Source organism: Streptomyces sp. NPDC051636 (assembly GCF_044453765.1).
GTDB lineage: Bacteria > Actinomycetota > Actinomycetes > Streptomycetales > Streptomycetaceae > Streptomyces.
In genome coordinates this window covers 440447-458747 of record NZ_JBITDA010000001.1, presented here as the reverse complement: position 1 = coordinate 458747, position 18301 = coordinate 440447, and the positions used below count along the sequence as shown (strand labels likewise).

19 protein-coding genes are annotated in these 18301 nt (G+C 73.0%); 9 read left to right on the top strand and 10 right to left on the bottom strand.

What is annotated here, in order from left to right; all coding sequences use genetic code 11:
* Positions 1-90 precede the first annotated feature (90 nt).
* A complete protein-coding gene (locus ACIBBH_RS02165) occupies positions 91-639 on the top strand; it encodes a GNAT family N-acetyltransferase (protein WP_399401005.1) in 549 nt (182 codons plus the stop codon).
* Between the two features lie 16 nt (positions 640-655).
* On the opposite strand, the gene ACIBBH_RS02160 is transcribed toward ACIBBH_RS02165, so the two are convergent.
* The 4 genes from ACIBBH_RS02160 to ACIBBH_RS02145 all read right to left on the bottom strand — a co-directional run bounded on the left by ACIBBH_RS02160 (position 656) and on the right by ACIBBH_RS02145 (position 5218).
* On the bottom strand, positions 656-1489 hold the full coding sequence (locus ACIBBH_RS02160) for an NAD(P)H-binding protein (RefSeq protein WP_399401003.1): 834 nt from the start codon (positions 1487-1489) through the stop codon (positions 656-658).
* Between the two features lie 113 nt (positions 1490-1602).
* The gene (gene pepN / locus ACIBBH_RS02155) at positions 1603-4092 is read right to left on the bottom strand and encodes an aminopeptidase N (RefSeq protein WP_399401001.1); all 2490 of its coding nucleotides are present in this window, start codon (positions 4090-4092) and stop codon (positions 1603-1605) included.
* A gap of 114 nt (positions 4093-4206) precedes the next feature.
* Entirely contained in the window at positions 4207-4752 is a 546-nt protein-coding gene (locus ACIBBH_RS02150; protein WP_399400999.1) for a two-component system response regulator, read from the bottom strand.
* A 115-nt stretch (positions 4753-4867) separates the two neighbouring features.
* Complete coding sequence (locus ACIBBH_RS02145) at positions 4868-5218, bottom strand: chorismate mutase (protein WP_399400997.1); 351 nt, start codon at positions 5216-5218, stop codon at positions 4868-4870.
* Between the two features lie 161 nt (positions 5219-5379).
* Here ACIBBH_RS02145 and ACIBBH_RS02140 point away from each other — a divergent pair, with 161 nt between their 5' ends.
* Positions 5380-6261, top strand: coding sequence for a hypothetical protein (locus ACIBBH_RS02140; protein WP_399400995.1), 882 nt, complete (start codon positions 5380-5382; stop codon positions 6259-6261).
* 53 nt (positions 6262-6314) lie between these two features.
* On the opposite strand, the gene ACIBBH_RS02135 is transcribed toward ACIBBH_RS02140, so the two are convergent.
* Positions 6315-7751: an MFS transporter gene (locus ACIBBH_RS02135; RefSeq protein WP_399400993.1), complete on the bottom strand. Its 1437-nt coding sequence runs from the start codon at positions 7749-7751 to the stop codon at positions 6315-6317.
* A gap of 117 nt (positions 7752-7868) precedes the next feature.
* Between ACIBBH_RS02135 and ACIBBH_RS02130 the strand changes: the two genes are divergently transcribed.
* Positions 7869-8363 carry a MarR family winged helix-turn-helix transcriptional regulator gene (locus ACIBBH_RS02130; protein ID WP_399400991.1) on the top strand — a complete coding sequence of 165 codons (495 nt, stop codon included), beginning with the start codon at positions 7869-7871 and terminating at the stop codon, positions 8361-8363.
* A 6-nt stretch (positions 8364-8369) separates the two neighbouring features.
* Here the strand turns inward: ACIBBH_RS02130 and ACIBBH_RS02125 are convergent, their stop codons facing one another.
* Positions 8370-9275 (bottom strand): SDR family oxidoreductase, encoded by a 906-nt coding sequence (locus ACIBBH_RS02125; protein WP_399400989.1) that lies wholly within the window; start codon positions 9273-9275, stop codon positions 8370-8372.
* A gap of 2 nt (positions 9276-9277) precedes the next feature.
* Positions 9278-10018 (bottom strand): SDR family oxidoreductase, encoded by a 741-nt coding sequence (locus ACIBBH_RS02120; protein ID WP_399400987.1) that lies wholly within the window; start codon positions 10016-10018, stop codon positions 9278-9280.
* Between the two features lie 122 nt (positions 10019-10140).
* Here ACIBBH_RS02120 and ACIBBH_RS02115 point away from each other — a divergent pair, with 122 nt between their 5' ends.
* The 4 genes from ACIBBH_RS02115 to ACIBBH_RS02100 are packed head-to-tail and all read left to right on the top strand — an operon-like array spanning position 10141 to position 13537.
* Complete coding sequence (locus ACIBBH_RS02115; protein WP_399400985.1) at positions 10141-10899, top strand: enoyl-CoA hydratase family protein; 759 nt, start codon at positions 10141-10143, stop codon at positions 10897-10899.
* Positions 10900-11748: a CoA transferase subunit A gene (locus ACIBBH_RS02110; RefSeq protein ID WP_399400983.1), complete on the top strand. Its 849-nt coding sequence runs from the start codon at positions 10900-10902 to the stop codon at positions 11746-11748. It abuts the gene before it with no gap.
* Complete coding sequence (locus ACIBBH_RS02105; protein ID WP_399400981.1) at positions 11745-12488, top strand: CoA-transferase subunit beta; 744 nt, start codon at positions 11745-11747, stop codon at positions 12486-12488. The genes ACIBBH_RS02110 and ACIBBH_RS02105 overlap by 4 nt, the downstream gene beginning before the upstream one ends.
* On the top strand, positions 12488-13537 hold the full coding sequence (locus ACIBBH_RS02100) for an NAD(P)H-dependent flavin oxidoreductase (protein WP_399400979.1): 1050 nt from the start codon (positions 12488-12490) through the stop codon (positions 13535-13537). The genes ACIBBH_RS02105 and ACIBBH_RS02100 overlap by 1 nt, the downstream gene beginning before the upstream one ends.
* 4 nt (positions 13538-13541) lie before the next feature.
* On the opposite strand, the gene ACIBBH_RS02095 is transcribed toward ACIBBH_RS02100, so the two are convergent.
* Genes ACIBBH_RS02095 through ACIBBH_RS02085 form a run of 3 tightly spaced genes read right to left on the bottom strand, consistent with a single transcriptional unit; the run spans position 13542 to position 16149 of the window.
* Entirely contained in the window at positions 13542-14699 is a 1158-nt protein-coding gene (locus ACIBBH_RS02095) for an acetyl-CoA C-acetyltransferase (protein WP_399400977.1), read from the bottom strand.
* Positions 14700-14722: 23 nt separating this feature from the next.
* On the bottom strand, positions 14723-15334 hold the full coding sequence (locus tag ACIBBH_RS02090) for a TetR/AcrR family transcriptional regulator (RefSeq protein ID WP_399400975.1): 612 nt from the start codon (positions 15332-15334) through the stop codon (positions 14723-14725).
* A gap of 26 nt (positions 15335-15360) precedes the next feature.
* The gene (locus ACIBBH_RS02085; RefSeq protein WP_399400973.1) at positions 15361-16149 is read right to left on the bottom strand and encodes an SDR family oxidoreductase; all 789 of its coding nucleotides are present in this window, start codon (positions 16147-16149) and stop codon (positions 15361-15363) included.
* Positions 16150-16196: 47 nt separating this feature from the next.
* On the opposite strand from ACIBBH_RS02085, the gene ACIBBH_RS02080 reads away from it, so the two are divergent.
* Positions 16197-17336: an acyl-CoA dehydrogenase family protein gene (locus ACIBBH_RS02080; protein ID WP_399400971.1), complete on the top strand. Its 1140-nt coding sequence runs from the start codon at positions 16197-16199 to the stop codon at positions 17334-17336.
* Positions 17336-18292: an acyl-CoA dehydrogenase family protein gene (locus ACIBBH_RS02075; RefSeq protein ID WP_399400969.1), complete on the top strand. Its 957-nt coding sequence runs from the start codon at positions 17336-17338 to the stop codon at positions 18290-18292. The genes ACIBBH_RS02080 and ACIBBH_RS02075 overlap by 1 nt, the downstream gene beginning before the upstream one ends.
* Positions 18293-18301 lie beyond the last annotated feature (9 nt).

Below are 18301 nucleotides of genomic sequence, written 5' to 3'. Positions count from 1 at the left end.
AAGGCCCAACGATCGATGCCCGGAAGTGGGTACTCCCGTGCGGGGAAAACGTGTTGGGGGTGGGGTCGGAAGGTGGGTGGCTTCGGTCGGATGGTTGACGTGTGGATGGTGGGTGGTCCCGGTGAGCGGGTGGTCGTCCGGGAGCCGGAGCCTTCGGACGAGGCGCCGCTGCCGGCCCTGTTCGAGGCGTGCGAGGACTGGTTCGTGGCCGCGACGGGGCTGCCGTCGGCGCCCGGAGACGTGCAGAGCCTGTTCTACTCGCTGCCGGACGGGGCCCGCCCCGAGGACAAGGTGCTTCTGGTCGTGGAGCGGGACGGTGCGGTGACGGGCCTGGTGGAGGCGGTGCGGGACCATCCGGAGCCCGGCGTGGTGGCGGTGGGGATGTTCCTGCTGGCGCCCTGGGCGCGCGGCCGGGGCCTGGGCCGGGCGCTGGCCGGCTCGCTGCCGGCGCGCGCGGAGGGCGTCACCCGGGTGACGGCGACGGTCCCGCCCGGCTGGCGGCCCGGTGAACGCTTCCTGGAGCGGCTCGGGTTCGCGCTGGACGAGGGGTCCGCGGTGGGCGCCGAGGTGGGCAACCGGCGGGCGGGACCGCGGGAGGGCGCCGTGCGGCGGGCTGAGTTGCGCGTCGGCCGGAGCTGACGCGCGCCCGGTGCGCTCAGCTGCGGAAGTCGTCCGCGTGGTCTTCGGCCCACCGGGCGAAGGTGCGGGCCGGGACGCCGGTGAGCTTCTCCACGGTGGTGGTGATCTCCGGGGGTACGCCGACGGCGGCCTCGAAAGACTTCAGGAGTCCCTTGACGATCTCCGGCGGAACGTGCGGGAACAGTTCGGGGCCGGCCTCCTCAGGCGGTGTCTCCACGAACCGCAGGTCGCGGCCGATCACCCGGCCGATCGCGGCGATCTGCTCGGTGTTGGTGACCGCCTCGGGGCCGGTGAGGCGGTGGACGGCGCCCTCGTGTCCGGGGTCGAGCAGGACGCGTTCGGCGACGGCGGCGATGTCGTCCTCGTGGATGGGGGCGGTGAGCATGCCCGCGTAGACGCCGCGGACCGTGTCCGACGTACGGATCTGGGGGGCCCACTGCAGTGCGTTGATGGCGAAGGCGTTGGGCCGCAGGAAGGTCCACTCCAGGCCGCTGTCGCGGATCTGCTGTTCGGCGGTGGCGTGCATGACGTGGATGGGGTGGGTTTCGTCGGAGCCCTCCTGGATGATGCCGGAGGAGAGCAGCGCCACGTGCCGGACGCCGGCCGTGCGGGCCGCGTCGAGGAGGGCACCGGTCCGGGCGCCGCCGGCCTGTACGTACAGGAACAGCTTCGAGGCGCCGTCGAACAGGGCGGCGCCTTCGTCGGGGTCGAACCGCACCACTTCGGCCCCCTCGGGGAGCCCGGCCCGCTGGGGGTCGCGCGTGAGCGCCCGGACGGGGCGGCCCGCGGCCACGAGCCGTTCCACCAGGGCGCGGCCGACGTTCCCGGTGGCACCGGTCACTACGATCATGGTCTTCTCCTCGGAGGCTGGGGCCGATCGTCCTTTGACTCCGCCGAGCCTAGGAAGGACGACCGGCTCGCCGCATCGTCGGCAGGGACCAGACGCGGCCTACGTCCCCGGTATTACGCCTGCCGCACCTTCAACGCCCTTGCCAGGTCGTCGAGTTCGTCGGCAAGCTTGCGGCGCAGGGCGGTGATCGGGGCGGCGTCGCGCAGGCAGGCCTCGCCGAGGCGGAGGTTGTCGGCGTCGACGGCGTGGGCGGGGAACGCCCAGCGGCCGGTGGCGACGGCGATGGCAGGGCCGCGGCGGGCGGCGACGGCGACCGCGTCGTCGTAGTAGCGCGGCACGTACGCGCGGACCAGGTCGGCCTGTTCGGGCTGCCAGAAGCCCTGGGCGGTGGCCGTGAAGAGGTAGTTGGAGAGGTCGTCGGTGGCGAACATCGCCTCCCAGGCCCGGCGCTTGGCCTCGGGGTCGGGCAGGGCGGCCCGGCAGCGGGCGGCGCCCTCCTGGCCGCTGGCGCTGGGGTCGCGCTGCAGCTCGGCGGCGATGGCGGCCTCGTCGGTGGCGCCGAGGACGGCGAGCCGGCCCAGGATGCGCCAGCGGAGCTCGGGGTCGAGTTCGGGGCCGCCGGGGACGGTGCCGTCGGCGAGCCAGGCGGCGATGGTGTCGGGGTGGGCGGCGACGTCGATGAAGTGGCGTACGGCGATCAGGCGCAGGCCGGGGTTGTCGCCGTCCTCGGTGCGGCGGATGAGGTCGCGGCACAGCGCGGTCAGGGTGGCCAGGGCGACGGGCCGTTCGTCGGGCCGCAGGTAGCGGTCGGCGACCTGGGTGGAGGCGAAGGCGAGCACGCCCTGGACGAGGGCGAGGTCGGTCTCGTGCGGGAGGTGGGCGCGGGCGGTCTCCAGGTAGGCGGCGGGTGGGAGTTCGCCGTCGCGGACGGCGTCCCTGAGGGCGTTCCACACGACCGCGCGGGTGAGCGGGTCGGGCAGGCCGGAGAGGCTGGTGCGGACCGTCTCGAAGGACTGGGGGTCGAAGCGGACCTTGGCGTAGGTCAGGTCGCCGTCGTTGAGGAGGAGCAGCGCGGGGCGTTTGCCGATGGGCTGCGGGGCGGTCTGCGGCACCTCGACGTCGACGCGTTCACGCAGGGTGAGGCGGCCCTCGTCGGTGAGGTCCCGGTCGTACAGGCCGACGCTGATCCGGTGCGGGCGGCTGCCGGTGCCCTCGACGGTCAGGGCGCAGGTGCCGTCGGCGGTGGTCAGGCGCGGAGTGAGCGTGTCGACGCCGGTGGTGCGCAGCCAGGCGTCGGCCCAGGCGTGGACGTCGCGTTCGGTGGCGCTGGCGAGGGAGTCGATGAAGTCGGCGAGGGTGGCGTTGGCGAACCTGTGGCGGGCGATGTGGGTGTTGATGCCGGCGAGGAAGTCCTTCTCGCCGAGCCAGGCGACGAGTTGGCGCAGGGCGGAGGCGCCCTTGGCGTAGGAGATGCCGTCGAAGTTGAGCAGGGCGGCTGCGGTGTCGTCGACGGCCTCGGGGGCGACGGGGTGGGTGGAGGGGCGCTGGTCGGCATCGTAGCCCCAGGACTTGCGGGCGACGCCGAACTCGACCCAGGGTTCGGTGAAGCGGGTGGCCTCGAGGGTGGTCTGGTAACCCATGTACTCGGCGAAGGACTCGTTGAGCCAGATGTCGTCCCACCACTTGAGGGTGACGAGGTCGCCGAACCACATGTGGGCCATCTCGTGGGCGATGACCATGGCACGGGTCTGCCGCTCGGTGTCGGTGACGGCGGAGCGGTAGACGAACTTGTCGCTGAAGGTGACCAGTCCGGGGTTCTCCATGGCGCCCGCGTTGAACTCGGGGACGAAGGCCTGGTCGTAGGAGTCGAAGGGGTAGGGCTCGTCGAACTTCTCGTGGTAGCGGTCGAAGCACGCGCGCGTGACGTCGAGGATCTCGTCGGCGTCGGCGTCCAGGTAGGGGGCGAGGGAGCGGCGGCAGTGGATGCCGAAGGGCAGCCCGCGGTGCTCGGTGCGCACGCAGTGGAAGGGGCCGGCGGCGACGGCGACGAGGTAGGTGGACAGCGGCGGGGTGGGGGCGGCCTGCCAGCGGCCGTCGCCCAGGTGTTCGGTGATGCCGTTGGCCAGCACGGTCCAGTTCTCGGGGGCCTTGACGGACACCTCGAAGACGGCCTTCAGGTCGGGCTGGTCGAAGGCGGCGTAGACACGCTGCACGTCGTCCAGGAACACCTGGGAGTAGACGTACGTCTCGCCGTCGGTGGGGTCGGTGAACCGGTGCATGCCCTCACCGGTGCGCGAATAGCGCATCTCGGCGTCGACGCGCAGTTCGTGCTCGCCGGGGGTGAGGTCCTTCAGCGGCAGCCGGTTCTCGTCCAGGGTCCCCGGGTCGAGGGACTGTCCGTCGAGGGTGACGGAGCGCAGCTCGGCGGGCTTGACCTCGACGAAGGTGTCCACGGTGGCGCTGTCCGACCGCACCGCGAACCGGATCACGGTGCGCGAGGCGAAGGTCTCGTCCCCGGTGGTCAGGTCGAGGTCGATCGTGTAGCGGTGGACGTCGAGAATCTGGGCACGGGTCTGCGCTTCGTCGCGCGTCAGTACGGACATGCACGACATGCTGCCTGATGTCACCGACCGGGCACAGAGGCGGATCGGTACGCGGCCTTTGTTCGCTTGGCGCCGGTCGGTGTGCGGGCGTGCGCCGGGTGGGGGGCCGGTCGGTCAGGGCCGGTCCCGTGCCGCGCCGGTGCGGTGGGCGTCGCGCTGGGGTGGGACGTGGGTGTCGGGGTGGGGCGGGGAGGGGTGCGGGGTGTGTTCGTGGGCTTCGGTGGGGTCCTTGACCAGGGCGCGCAGTTCGCGTATCTCCGCTTCCAGGGCGAGGCGTTGCTGGTGGGCGTTGTAGAGGTAGCGGACCTTGGTGCGCAGGGCCCAGGGGTCGACGGGCTTCAGGACGAGGTCGGCGACGCCGAGGGCGAAGGCGGTGGCGGTCAGTTCCTGGTCGGGGCCGAAGCCGGTGAGCAGGATGACCGGTATGTGCTGGGTCTGCTCCAGGCGGCGCAGGTAGCGCACCACGTCGAGGCCGCTGACGCCGGGCATGCGCACGTCGAGCAGCAGGAGACCGACCTGGCCACGCAGCACCTGCTTGAGCGCCTCGTCGCCGCTGGTGGCACGGCCGAGCCGGTAGCCCAGCGGGGCCAGGGCGCTCTCCAGCGCGTACAGCGTGTCCTTGTGGTCGTCGACGATGAGGATCTTGGCATCCGACGGCATGGCCCGACGTCCCTCCCACGTGGACAACCAGCTTACGTCCCGGCACTGACACCGGGTGCTCGCCGGTTGACGGGGAGTGCGCGCCGGCGGCCCGGCCCGTCTGGCCCGCCGGAGGTCAGTTCGGGCTGGATGCCTGGTGGTTGACGGTGTCCTCGGCGATGCGCTCGTGGTGCCTGATCACCTCGGCGATGATGAAATTGAGGAATTTCTCGGCGAACGCGGGGTCGAGCTTGGCGTTTTCGGCGAGGCTGCGCAGCCGGGCGATCTGCCGCGCCTCGCGGCCCGGGTCGGCCGGCGGCAGCTGGTGGACGGCCTTGAGGCGGCCCACCTGCTGGGTGGCCTTGAAGCGCTCGGCGAGCATGTGGACGACGGCCGCGTCGATGTTGTCGATGCTGTCGCGCAGCCGGTCGAGCTCCGCGCGGACGGAGGGGTCGACGTCACCGGTACCGGTGTTGCGGGTGGTCATGGGCGTCAACCCTAAGGGTCGCCAGGGTCTTCGCTTGTCGGTGGACCGTCGGGGCCGGGCGACGCGGCGGGCGAACAGGCGCCGGCCGCGATCCGGGACCGTGATCGGCCGGACTGGTCCTAAAGTGGAAGGGAGTCCCGGGCGTCTTTGGGGGTACGGACGTGGCGAACGGCGGACCGGTCGAGCACGGCTACCCACACCTGGAGACGGTGCGGGCCGCGATCACCGCGCTGTACAAGCGCCTCTCGTACGACACCATCCAGACCTTCTCCACCAGCGTGGCCCCCGCCGACGTGGCCTTCTGCGACACCGACGACCTCTATGCGGGCGCCCAGCGGGTGGCCCGCGAGATGGTGCGGCACTTCCGGCTGCCGGACGCCCGCCTGATCGTGACCTTCCGGGAGATGACCCACGCGGCGAACGTCGAACTCGCCGCGGGCCCCGAGTACTTCATGGAGCTGAACGACCGCTTCCGCACCCACCGGCGTGACATCGGCGCGGCCCTCGCCCACGAGGTGACGCACGTCTATCTGCACCGTCTGGACCTGTCCTTTGCCAGCACGGCGGAGAACGAGATTCTCACGGACACGGCGGCGACCTATCTGGGCGCGGGGTGGCTGCTGCTGGACGCCTACCGGGAGGACTCCGTGACGTCCCAGAAGCTGGGCTACCTCACCCCGGAGGAGTTCGGCTATGTGCTGGCCAAGCGCGCCCTGGTCTTCCACGAGGACCCCTCCGTCTGGTTCACCAGCCCGCAGGCCTACACGGCGTACGTCAAGGGCATGGCCGAGGCCCGCCGGGACGAGCAGCAGCCGCCGCTGACGGGCGCGGGCTGGGCGGGTCGCCGCCGTTACGCCCGCGACCGCCGCCAGGCCCCCGGCCCGCAGCCGGGCATCGCCTACACCTTCTCCCCCGACGGCGGCGGCCGGCTGCGTGTCTCCTTCCCCTGCCCGACCTGCCACCAGCGGATCCGGGTGCCGGTGCGGGGGCGGGTGCGGGCGCGGTGCTCGCTGTGCCGGACCGTGCTGGAGTGCGACACGTAGGGCGAACGCGGGTGGCGCGGGACCCTCCCCTGGGCCCCGCCGCCACGGTGATGTCACCCCTCGTGCCCGGCCACCGCCCGCCGGGGCAGCGCCGCGCACAGGACGGCGCACACCAGGAATCCGCCGGTCACCCAGGGCATCGCCGAGCCGAGCGCCTCGGTCAGCCCCTGGTCGGCGTGGTCGAAGAACACCGTCCCGACCACCGCCGCCCCGAGCGCGCCCCCGAACTGCTGGGCCGTGGAGAAGATTCCGGACGCACCGCCCGCGAGCTCGCCCGGCACCGCGGACAGCACCACGTTCACCAGCGGCACCACCAGGAATCCCAGCCCGGCCCCCGCTGTCACCAGCCCCGGCACCAGTGGCCACGCCCCGGTGTGCACGGCGGCGGCACGGTCGACCGACGCCCACACCCAGCCGAAGCCGCCCGCCATCAGCAGCGCGCCGACGCCGAGCACCGTCCGCCCGTACTTCACGGCGAGCCCGTCCGCGACGGGAGCGGTCAGGAAGCCGCCGACCGAGAAGGCCACGGTCACCACGCCGGCCTGCATCGGCGAGTACCCCTCACTGCCCTGCAGCCAGATGGCGAAGACCAGGAAGAAGCCCTGCATGCCGACGGAGAACAGCAGCTGGACCAGGACGCCCACCGAGAAGGCGGGGAGCCGGAAGGCCCGCGCGGGTAGCAGCGGCACGGTCCGATCCCCGCGCCGGGCCTCGTACACGCCGAGCCCTACGACCGCGACCGTACCGGCGGCGAGGCAGCACCAGCCCCACAACGGCCAGCCGTTCTCCCGGCCCTGCACGAGCGGCAGCACGATCGCCACCAGGCCGACGGCGAGCACCAGGCTGCCCAGCACGTCGGGGCGCCCGGCCGACCGCTCCTTCGTCGACGGCACCAGCACCAGTGCGGCCGCCAACGTCCCCACCGCCACCGGCACGTTCACCAGGAACACCGACCGCCAGCCCCACCCGAACAGGTCGGCGTCGGTGAGCAGCCCGCCCAGCAGCAGGCCCACCGCCGAGGCGAACCCGGCGACGGCGCCGTACATCCCGAAGGCGGCCCCGCGTTCCTTGCCCTGGAAGAGTGTGCGGAAGGAACCGAGCACCTGCGGCACCAGCACCGCCGCCATCACTCCCTGTACCGCGCGGGCGGCTATCAGCTGGCCGGGCGTCTGCGCCGCCCCGCACGCCAGACTCGCAAGCCCGAAGCCCGCCGTACCGGCGAGGAACAGGGCCCGGCGTCCGAATCGGTCCCCCAGATGGCCGCAGACGATCAGGGCTGCCGCGAAGCCGAGCAGGTAGGCGGAGACCAGCCACTGCAGGTCGCTCGCCGAGGCGTGCAGGTCGTGGCCGATGGAGGGGATGGCGACGTTCACGATCGTCACGTCCAGCAGGTCCATCAGCGCCGCGATCATCATCACGACGGCGGCGGCCCAGCGGCGCGGGTGGGGTTCCGCCGTGGTGGGCGGGGGTGAGGTGAGGGACGTGAACATGGGGTCTCCCGTCGGCTTCGGATTATTTCGTTCGACCTAACGAAATATTTGCAGCGGCACCTCGTCTGCGCAAGTAGTTAGTTCGACCGAACGAAAATTCTTGCTAGCGTGGCCTCCATGACCGGTGCAGACGAGAAGGCAGACGCGGTACGGGGCGACGCGGAGCGGGAGGAGACGCTGCGGCGGCTCATGGAGGTGGGGCGGGCCCACAGCGCCGTCACGGTCATGTTCCACTCGGCGGTCGCCGCGAAGCAGGGGCTGAACGCCACCGAGGAGAAGACCCTCGACTACCTCCAGCGCAAGGGCCCGCTCACCGCGAAGGACCTCGCCGGGCTGACCGGCCTGGTCCCCGCCTCCGTCACCGGGCTGCTGGACCGGCTGGAGGCCAAGGGCTTCGTCCGCCGGGTCAGGCACCCCACGGACAAGCGCCGGGTGCTCGTCGAGCTGAACGAGGAGAAGATCACCGAGCTGGCCGCATTCTTCGAGGACTGGGCCCGTGACGTCGTCGAGGCCTGCGAGGCGTTCAGCACGCAGGAGCTGAAGACCGTGATCCGCTTCCTGGGCGTGATGGCCGAGCGGCAGCAGGCGGCCGCCGCCCGGCTGACCGGCTGAATCCCCCTACGCCCCGTACACCGCCCCCGGAGCCTCCGCCTCCGCCAGCAGTTTCAGCGCCGCCTCCCCCGCCTCGGCCGGCGTCCACCGCGCCCCCTTGTCGGCGGTGGGGCCCGGCCGCCAGCCCTCCATGACGGTGATCCGGCCGCCCTCCGCCTCGAAGATCCGGCCGGTCACCCCGGCGCTCGCGGCGGAACCCAGCCAGACCACCAGCGGGGAGACGTTCCCGGGGGCCATGGCGTCGAAGCCGGAGCCGGGGGCCGCCATGGTCTCGGCGAAGGCGCGTTCCGTCATGCGGGTGCGGGCCGCCGGGGCGATGGCGTTGGCCTGGACCCCGTACCGGCGCAGCTCGGCCGCCGCGACCAGGGTCAGGCCGACGATCCCGGCCTTGGCGGCGCTGTAGTTGCCCTGCCCTACCGAGCCGAGCAGGCCCGCGCCGCTGCTGGTGTTGACGATCCGGGCCACCGGCGTGCGCCCCGCCCTGGCCTCGGCCCGCCAGTGCGCGGCGGCATGCTTCAGGGGCAGGAAGTGCCCCTTGAGGTGGACGCGGAGGACGGCGTCCCAGTCGTCCTCGTCGAGGTTGACCAGCATGCGGTCGCGCAGGAAACCGGCGTTGTTGACGAGGGTGTCGAGACGGCCGTACGCCTCCACCGCGGCCCGGATCAGCGAGGCGGCCCCCTCGGTCGTCGCGATGTCGCCGCCGTGGGCCACCGCCTCGCCGCCCGCCGCCCGGATCTCGTCCACGACGGCGCCCGCCGGGCTGTCGGGCCCGGGCGTCCCGTCGAGCCCGACGCCCAGGTCGTTGACGACGACCCGGGCGCCCGCGGCGGCGAAGGCCAGGGCGTGGGCGCGGCCCAGCCCGCGGCCCGCGCCGGTGACGACGACGACCCGGCCCGCGCAGATTCCGCTCATGGTCATCTCACTCCCTCCCTGTTGACGGTCGCGGCGTCCAGGAACTCCGGCCGCTCCCCGCCTCCGTGCACGAGCAGGCTCGCGCCGCTGATGTAGGCGGCGGCGTCGGAGGCGAGGAAGACGGCGGCTGCGCCCACGTCGGACGGGGCGGCCAGCCGGCCGAGCGGGACGGTGCGGGATACCGCCGCGATGCCGTCGTCGCCGCCGTAGTGGAGGCGGGACAGCTCGGTGCGGACCATGCCGACCACCAGCGTGTTGACCCGGACCTCCGGCGCCCACTCCACGGCCATGGACCTCGCCAGGTTCTCCAGCCCCGCCTTGGCCGCCCCGTAGGCCGCCGAACCGGGTGAGGGGCGGCTGCCGCTGACGCTGCCGATCATCACGACGGCGCCACGGGTGCGCCGCAGCTGCTCGTACGCGGCGAGGGAGGCCGTCAGCGGGGTGACGAGGTTCAGCTCGATCACCCGGGCGTGCCGCTCGGCGTCCGCGTCGGCCAGCCGCCGGTACGGCGCGCCGCCCGCGTTGTTGACCAGCACGTCGAGCCGGGGCAGCGCGGCGAAGAAGGCGCGGACGGCGGGCGGGTCCCGCAGGTCGAGCGGTGCGAACTCCACACCGTGGACCGGCACTCGGGGCGGTCTGCGGGCGCAGGCCACGACCCGGGCCCCGGTCCCGGCGAACGCCCGGGCGATGCCGGCCCCGACGCCCCGGGTGCCGCCGGTGACCACCACGATCCGTTTTTCCACAGGGTCTGCCGCCGGGTTTTCCACAGGGCCTCCCGCCGCGATCCGCCGACTGCTAGCTTCGAAGTCTCACCTAACAAATGTTTGGTGGAAAGGCGTTGAGTGCGAAGGTAGCTGATGCGTCCATGGGTGTCTCCACCTCGTCCCCGGAAAACGGGCCCGAAAATGATGGAATCGCCGTCGTCACGGTCGACTTCCCGCCGGTGAACGCGCTGCCGGTGCGCGGCTGGTTCGCCCTGGCCGACGCCGTGCGCGCGGCCGGCCGCGACCCTCGGGTGCGGTGCGTGGTGCTGGCCGCCGAGGGGCGCGGCTTCAACGCGGGCGTGGACATCAAGGAGATACAGGCAAAGGGGCACCAGGCGCTGCTCGGCGCCAACCAGGGCTGCGCGCAGGCCTTCGCGGCGGTGTACGAGTGCGAGACGCCGGTGGTGACGGCGGTGCAGGGCTTCTGTCTGGGCGGGGGGATAGGGCTGGCCGGGAACGCGGACGCGATCGTGGCGAGCGACGACGCCGTCTTCGGGCTGCCCGAGCTGGACCGGGGCGCGCTGGGTGCCGCCACGCACCTGGGCCGGCTCGTCCCGCGGCACCTGATGCGCGCGCTGTACTACACCTCGCGCACGGTGAGCGCGGCCGAGCTGCACGCGCACGGCTCGGTGTGGCGGGTGGTCCCGCGCGACCGGCTCCCGGCCGCCGCCCTGGAGTTGGCGCGTGAGATCGCCGCCAAGGACGGGCGGCTGCTGCGCCTGGCCAAGGCCGCCATCAACGGGATCGACCCCGTCGACGTGCGCCGCAGCTACCGCTTCGAGCAGGGCTTCACCTTCGAGGCGGCCCTGAGCGGGGTGGCCGACCGGATCCGCGACACGTTCGGGAAGGAGGGCGCGTAGGTGAGGGACAAGACGATGACCGCCGACGAGGTCGTCTCACGGCTGGAGAGCGGCATGACCCTCGGCATCGGCGGCTGGGGGTCCCGGCGCAAACCGATGGCCCTGGTCAGAGCCCTGCTCCGGTCCGGGATCGGTGATCTGACCGTCGTCTCCTACGGTGGCCCGGACGTGGGCGTGCTGGCCGCCGCCGGACGGATCCGGAGGCTGGTCGCCGCCTTCGTCACGCTCGACTCCGTCCCGCTCGAACCGCACTACCGCGCGGCCCGCGAGCGGGGGACCTTCGAGCTGCTGGAGGTGGACGAGGGGATGTTCATGTGGGGGCTGCGCGCGGCGGCGAACCGGCTGCCCTTCCTGCCGGTGCGGGCCGGGATCGGTTCGGACGTGATGCGGGTCAGCCCCGGCCTGCGGACGGTCACCTCGCCGTACGAGGACGGGGAGACGTTCGTGGCCATGCCCGCGCTGCGGCTGGACGCGGCCCTGGTCCACGTCAACCGCGCCGACCGGCTGGGCAACGGGCAGTACCTGGGCCCGGACCCGTACTTCGACGACCTGTTCTGCGAGGCGGCGGACGCGGCCTACGTCTCGTGCGAGCGGATCGTGGACACGGCCGAGCTGACGAAGGAGGCGGCACCGCAGACGCTGCTGGTCAAACGGCACGTGGTGACCGGTGTCGTCGAGGCGCCGAACGGCGCGCACTTCACCTCGTGCGCACCCGACTACGGCCGGGACGAGGAGTTCCAGCGGATGTATACGGCCACGCCCTGGCCGGAGTTCGCCGAGCGGTACCTCGGCGGGGACGAGGAGGCGTACCGGTCGGCGGTGCGGGCCTGGCAGGAGGAACGGCGATGACCGGGCCCACCCGCGCCGAGTACTGCGTGATCGCCTGCGCCGACGCCTGGCGCGGCTCCGGCGAGATCCTGGCCGGCCCGATGGGCCTGATCCCGTCGCTGGGCGCGCGGCTGGCCCGGCTGACCTTCGCTCCCGAGCTGCTGCTGACCGACGGCGAGGCGCTGCTCGTCCGCCCGGACGGGACGCCCGAGGGCTGGCTGCCCTACCGGCAGCACCTGACCCTGGTGGCCGGCGGGCGGCGGCACGTGATGATGGGCGCGAGCCAGATCGACCGGTTCGGCAACCAGAACATCTCGTGCATCGGCGACTGGGCCAGACCCAGGCGGCAACTGCTGGGTGTGCGCGGGGCTCCGCTCAACACACTGAACAATCCGACGAGTTACTGGATCCCGAGGCACTCCCGGCGGGTCTTCGTGGAGCGGGTCGACATGGTGTGCGGGGTGGGGTACGACCGTGCCGCCGAGCATCCGGGCACGGCCCGGTACCACCGGATCCCACGGGTCGTCTCCGACCTCGGGGTGTTCGACTTCGCCACGCCCGACCGCTCGATGCGGCTGGCCTCGCTGCATCCGGGGGTGAGGGTCGCGCAGGTCCAGGAGGCGACGGGCTTCGCGCTGGCGGTGCCGGACGAGGTGCCGGCGACCCGGGAGCCGACGGCTCAGGAGCTGCGCCTGATCCGCGAGGTGCTCGACCCGGCCGGCGCTCGCGCGCGCGAGGTGCCCGAGGGGGTGCGGGACTGATGGAGACCGCGCTGACCCGGCTGGTCGGGGTCCGGCATCCGGTCGTGCAGACGGGGATGGGCTGGGTGGCGGGCCCACGCCTGGTCTCGGCGACGGCGAACGCGGGCGCCCTGGGCATCCTGGCCTCGGCGACGATGACCCTCGACCAGCTGCGCGCGGCGATACGCGAGGTCGCCGCCCGCACGGACGCACCGTTCGGGGTGAACCTCCGGGCGGACGCGGGCGACGCCGGTGACCGGGTCCGTCTGGTCATCGATGAAAGGGTCCGGGTGGCGTCCTTCGCCCTCGCCCCCTCCCGCGAGCTGATCGCCGAGCTGAAGGAGGCGGGCGTGGTCGTCATCCCGTCCGTCGGGGCGCGGCGGCACGCCGAGAAGGTCGCGGCCTGGGGCGCGGACGCGGTGATCGTGCAAGGCGGTGAGGGCGGCGGGCACACCGGTGAGGTGGCGACGACGGTGCTGCTGCCGCAGGTGGTGGACGCGGTGCGGATACCCGTCGTGGCGGCGGGCGGCTTCTTCGACGGGCGGGGCCTGGTCGCGGCGCTGGCGTACGGGGCGGCGGGGATCGCGATGGGCACGCGGTTCCTGCTGACCTCGGACTCGACGGTGCCGGACGCGGTCAAGGCCAGGTACCTCGCGGCCACCGTCAAGGAGGTCACCGTCACCACGGCGGTGGACGGCCTGCCGCACCGCATGCTGCGCACGGACCTGGTGGACGCCCTGGAGCGCTCCGGCCGCACCCGCGCGCTGCTGCGCGCCGTCCGGCGGGCGGCCGGGTTCCGGCGGCTGTCCGGGCTCACCTGGCGGCGGATGGTGCGCGACGGCCTGGCCCTGAAGCACGGCAAGGAGCTGGCCTGGAGTCAGGTCCTGCTCGCCGCGAACACGCCGATGCTGCTGAAGTCCGCGATGGTCGACGGGCGTACGGATCTGGGGGTGATGGCGTCCGGGCAGGTCGCCGGGGTGATCGACGACCTGCCTTCGTGCGCGGAGCTGGTGGGGCGGATCATGAAGGAGGCGGAGGAGGTGCGGGAGAGACTCACGGCGCCCTCGTGACCGTTCAGAGCCGTTCGACGATCGTCACGTTGGCCTGGCCGCCACCCTCGCACATGGTCTGCAGCCCGTACCGGCCGCCGGTGCGCTCCAGTTCGTGCAGCAGGGTCGTCATCAGCTTGGCGCCGGTCGCGCCGAGCGGGTGTCCGAGGGCGATCGCCCCGCCGTTGACGTTGACCTTCTCCGGGTCCGCGCCGGTCTCCTTCAGCCAGGCGAGGACGACGGGCGCGAAGGCCTCGTTGATCTCGACGAGGTCGATGGCGTCGATGGTCAGGCCGGTCTTCTTCAGGGCGTGCGCGGTGGCCGGGATGGGCGCGGTGAGCATGCGGATGGGGTCCTCGCCGCGGACGGAGAGGTGGTGCACGCGGGCGCGGGGGCGCAGCCCGTGTTCCCGTACGGCCTGCTCGGAGGCCAGCAGCAGGGCGGCGGCGCCGTCGGAGACCTGGGAGGAGCAGGCGGCGGTGACGGTGCCGCCGTCGATGACCGGCTTCAGCGCGGCCATCTTCTCCAGGGAGGTGTCCCGGCGCGGGCCCTCGTCGGCGGTGACATCGCCGTAGGCCACGGTCTCCCGGTCGAAGCGGCCCTCGTCGATGGCCCGTACCGCCCGCCGGTGCGAGCGCAGGGCGAACTCCTCCTGGTCCTCCCGGCGGATCCCCCACTTGGCGGCGATCATCTCGGCGCCGGCGAACTGGTTCACCGGCTGGTTTCCGTACCGGGCGCGCCAGCCCTCGCTGCCCGCGAAGGGGCCGTCGGTGAAGCCCAGGGGCTCGGCGGCCTGCCGGGTGGCGAAGGCGATCGGGATCTGAGACATGTTCTGCACGCCGCCGGCGACCACCAGGTCCTGGGTGCCGGACAGCACGGCCTGTGCGGCGAAGTGCAGGGCCTGCTGGGAGGAGCCGCACTGCCGGTCGACGGTCACGCCCGGCACCTCCTCGGGCAGCCCGGCCGCCAGCCAGCAGGTCCGGGCGATGTCCCCGGCCTGCGGACCCACCGCGTCCAGGCAGCCGAAGACGACGTCCTCGACGGCGGCCGGGTCCACGCCCGAGCGGGCGACCAGCTCCTTCAGCACGTGCGCGCCGAGGTCGGCCGGGTGGACCCCGCTCAGTCCTCCCCCGCGCCGTCCGACGGGTGTGCGGACCGCTTCGACGATGTAGGCCTCGGCCATGACAACTCCCTCAAAGATAGGGGTTATTCGCGTACGGCGATCCCGTCCAGCACCATCGACAGGTACTGCCGGGCGATCTCCTCCGGGCTGTGCTGTCCGCCGGGCCGGTACCAGGACGCGGCGACCCACACGGTGTCGCGGACGAACCGGTAGGTGAGCCGGACGTCGAGGTCGGCCCGGAAGACGCGCGCGGCGACCCCGCGCTCCAGCGTGGACAGCCACGCCTTCTCGAACCTGCGCTGCGATTCGACGAGGAACGTGAACCGTTCCTGCGCGACCAGCTGCTTGCTCTCCTTCTGGTAGATCGCGACGGCGCAGCGATGCCGGTCGATCTCCCGGAACGACTCGGTGACCAGCGCCTCGAGCGTCTCGCGCGGGCCGAGCCCGGCGGCCAGGACGGTGTCGTAGCCGCCCCAGAGCTCGTCGAGGAAGGTCCGCAGGATCTCCTCCAGCATCGACTCCTTGGAGTCGAAGTGGTAGTAGAGGCTGCCCGCGAGCATGCCCGCGTGGTCGGCGATCTTGCGTACGGTGGTGGCGTTGTAGCCCTGCTCGGCGAAGACCTCTGCGGCGGTGTCCAGGAGTTCGCGGCGGCGCTGGGCGGCGGCGGTCACCTGGGGCTTCTTCTTGGTCGGCACGAGTCCATTGTGGTCTGCGCCGGCCGTCACGGATGCTGGCTGCTGACGGAGACGACCTCCCCGGTCAGGTACGAGGAGTAGCCGGACGCCAGGAAGACGATCACGTTGGCGATCTCCCAGGGCTCGGCGTACCGCCCGAAGGCCTCCCGAGCGGTCAGTTCCTCCAGCAACTCGGGCGTCGTCACCTTCGCCAGGTGCGGGTGCATGGCGAGGCTCGGCGCGACCGCGTTCACCCGCACCCCGTGCTCCGCGGCCTCGATCGCCGCGCACCGGGTCAGCGCCATCACCCCGGCCTTGGCGGCGGCGTAGTGCGCCTGCCCGGCCTGGGCGCGCCAGCCGACGACGGAGGCGTTGTTGACGATCACGCCGCCGCCGGTCTCCCGCATCGCGCGCAGGGCGGCCCGGGTGCACCGGAAGGTGCCGTTCAGGGTCACGTCCAGCACCCGGGACCACTGGTCGTCGGTCATGTCGACGAGGGCCGAGGTCCCGCCGAGCCCGGCGTTGTTGACCACGATGTCCAGCCGTCCGTGCTCCCGTCGGGCCGTGTGGAACAGGGCCCGCACCTGGTCCTCGTCGGTGACGTCGCACGGCAGCGCGGTGACCGGGGCCGCGCCGAACTCCCCGGCGAGCCGGGCCTCGTACTCCGTCAGCCGCCGCGGGTGCGCGTCGCTGATCAGCACGCGGGCGCCCTCCTCCAGGAAGCGGCGCGCGGTCGCCCCGCCGATCCCGGCCCCGGCCGCCGCGGTGATGACGGCGGTGCGCCCCTTCAGCAGCCCGTGCCCGGGCACGTACGCCGGACTCTCGACGCCTGTCATAGGGCCACGCTAACCTACCAAACACTTGTTAGGGAAGGAGGGCGGCCGTGGACCTCACCCACACCCCGGCCGACGAGGAGTTCCGCGCCGAGGCCCGCGCCTGGCTGGCGGCGCACGTTCCGCGTACGCCCCTGCCCTCCCTGGAGACCGAGGAGGGCTTCACCGCGCACCGCGCGTGGGAGGGGGAACTGGCCGCGGACCGCTGGTCGGTGGTGTCCTGGCCGGCCGCGTACGGCGGTCGGGACGCGGGGCTGATGCGGTGGCTGGTCTTCGAGGAGGAGTACTACCGGGCGGGCGCGCCGGGCCGGGTGAGCCAGAACGGCATCAACCTGCTCGCGCCGACCCTCTTCGACCACGGCACCGAGGAACAACGCGCGCGCGTGCTGCCGCCGATGGCCTCCGGCGAGGTGGTGTGGGCGCAGGCCTGGTCCGAGCCGGAGGCGGGCTCCGACCTGGCCGCCCTCACCTCCACAGCGGTGCGCACGGACGGCGGCTGGCTGCTGACCGGGCAGAAGACCTGGTCGTCGCGGGCCGCCTTCGCCGACCGCGCCTTCGGCCTGTTCCGCAGCGACCCGGACGCGCCGAAACCCCACCAGGGCCTCACCTACCTCATGTTCGACCTGCGCGCGCCCGGCGTCACGGTCCGCCCGATCGGCCGTCTCGACGGCAAGCCCGCCTTCGCCGAACTGTTCCTGGACGAGGTGTTCGTGCCGGACGAGGACGTGATCGGCGAGCCGGGCCAGGGCTGGCGGATCGCGATGGCGACGGCGGGCAACGAACGCGGCCTGACCCTGCGCTCCCCCGGCCGTTTCCTCGCCGCCGCCGACCGGCTCCTCGCCCTGTGGCGGGAACAGGGCAGTCCGCACTCCGCACGCGCGCGCGTGGCCGACGCCGTCACAGGCGCCCGCGCCTACCAGCTGTTCACCTACGCTGCCGCCTCCCGCTTCCTGGACGGCGACACCCTCGGCCCGGACTCCAGCCTGAACAAGGTCTTCTGGTCCGAGTACGACCTGGCGCTGCACGAGACCGCGCTCGACCTCCTCGGCGCCGAGGGGGAGGTGGCGGACTCCGCCTGGTCGGAGGGGTACGTCTTCTCGCTCGCCGGACCCATCTACGCGGGGACGAACGAGATCCAGCGGGACATCATCGCCGAGCGCCTGCTCGGCCTGCCGAAGGGACGCCGCTGATGCGTTTCCTCCTCGACGCCGAGCAGCGCGCCTTCGCCGACTCGCTGCACGCGATGCTGACGGCCGCGGACACCCCGTCGGTGCTCCGGGACTGGAGCCGCGGTGACCACACGAGCGGACGCGCGCTGTGGGCCCGTATCGCCGAGGCGGGGGTGTTCGGGCTGGCGGTTGCCGAGGCGTACGACGGGGTGGGCCCCCTGCCCGTCGAACTGGCCGTCGCCTTCGTGGAGCTGGGCAGGCACGCGGTGCCCGGCCCGCTGGCGGAGACGGTCGCCGCCGCCGCGCTGCTCACCGAGCCGGGCCTGGCCAAGCGGTTCCTGCCCCCGCTCGTCGCGGGCGAGACCATGGCCACGCTCGCCGCCGCGCGGTACGCCCTGGACGGCGACGCGGCAACCCTCCACCTCGCCCTCTCCCCCGACGGCCTGCGCCTGTCCCCGGGCCCCGGGCCGGCCCGCCGCTGCCTGGACCCCGCCCGCCGCCTCACCCCCCTCGCCCCGGGCGGCGAACTCCTCACCCCCGACCCGCCGTTGCGGCAGGCCGTCACCTGGGCCCGCCTGGCCACGGCCGCGCAGGCGCTCGGTGTCGGCCTCGCGCTCCTCGACACCACCGTCGCCTACGTCAGGCAGCGCACCCAGTTCGGCGTCCCCGTCGGCTCCTTCCAGGCGGTGAAACACCGGCTGGCGGACGCGAAGATCGTCCTGGAGTTCGCCCGCCCCCTCGTCTTCGGCGCCGCCCTGACCATGGACCCGGCGGACGTGGCCGCCGCCAAGCTGAGCGCGTGCGAGGCGGCGTACGCCACGGCCCGTACGGCACTGCAGTTGCACGGAGCGATCGGTTACACGGCGGAGTACGACCTGTCCCTCTGGCTGACCAGGGCCCGCGCCCTGCGCACCGCCTGGGGCGGCCCGGACGAGTGCCGGGACCTGGTGCTCGGCGCGGGCAGGGGCCGCTGGTGAGCCCGCGTC

Bases quoted from the DNA above. Each gene is read 5' to 3' on its own strand.
- ACIBBH_RS02165 (WP_399401005.1), top strand. From the start codon at position 91: ATGGTTGACGTGTGGATGGTGGGTGGTCCCGGTGAGCGGGTGGTCGTC.
- ACIBBH_RS02160 (WP_399401003.1), bottom strand. From the start codon at position 1,489: ATGATCGTAGTGACCGGTGCCACCGGGAACGTCGGCCGCGCCCTGGTG.
- pepN (WP_399401001.1), bottom strand. From the start codon at position 4,092: ATGTCCGTACTGACGCGCGACGAAGCGCAGACCCGTGCCCAGATTCTC.
- ACIBBH_RS02150 (WP_399400999.1), bottom strand. From the start codon at position 4,752: ATGCCGTCGGATGCCAAGATCCTCATCGTCGACGACCACAAGGACACG.
- ACIBBH_RS02145 (WP_399400997.1), bottom strand. From the start codon at position 5,218: ATGACCACCCGCAACACCGGTACCGGTGACGTCGACCCCTCCGTCCGC.
- ACIBBH_RS02135 (WP_399400993.1), bottom strand. From the start codon at position 7,751: ATGTTCACGTCCCTCACCTCACCCCCGCCCACCACGGCGGAACCCCAC.
- ACIBBH_RS02130 (WP_399400991.1), top strand. From the start codon at position 7,869: ATGACCGGTGCAGACGAGAAGGCAGACGCGGTACGGGGCGACGCGGAG.
- ACIBBH_RS02125 (WP_399400989.1), bottom strand. From the start codon at position 9,275: ATGAGCGGAATCTGCGCGGGCCGGGTCGTCGTCGTCACCGGCGCGGGC.
- ACIBBH_RS02115 (WP_399400985.1), top strand. From the start codon at position 10,141: ATGGGTGTCTCCACCTCGTCCCCGGAAAACGGGCCCGAAAATGATGGA.
- ACIBBH_RS02105 (WP_399400981.1), top strand. From the start codon at position 11,745: ATGACCGGGCCCACCCGCGCCGAGTACTGCGTGATCGCCTGCGCCGAC.
- ACIBBH_RS02100 (WP_399400979.1), top strand. From the start codon at position 12,488: ATGGAGACCGCGCTGACCCGGCTGGTCGGGGTCCGGCATCCGGTCGTG.
- ACIBBH_RS02095 (WP_399400977.1), bottom strand. From the start codon at position 14,699: ATGGCCGAGGCCTACATCGTCGAAGCGGTCCGCACACCCGTCGGACGG.
- ACIBBH_RS02085 (WP_399400973.1), bottom strand. From the start codon at position 16,149: ATGACAGGCGTCGAGAGTCCGGCGTACGTGCCCGGGCACGGGCTGCTG.
- ACIBBH_RS02075 (WP_399400969.1), top strand. From the start codon at position 17,336: ATGCGTTTCCTCCTCGACGCCGAGCAGCGCGCCTTCGCCGACTCGCTG.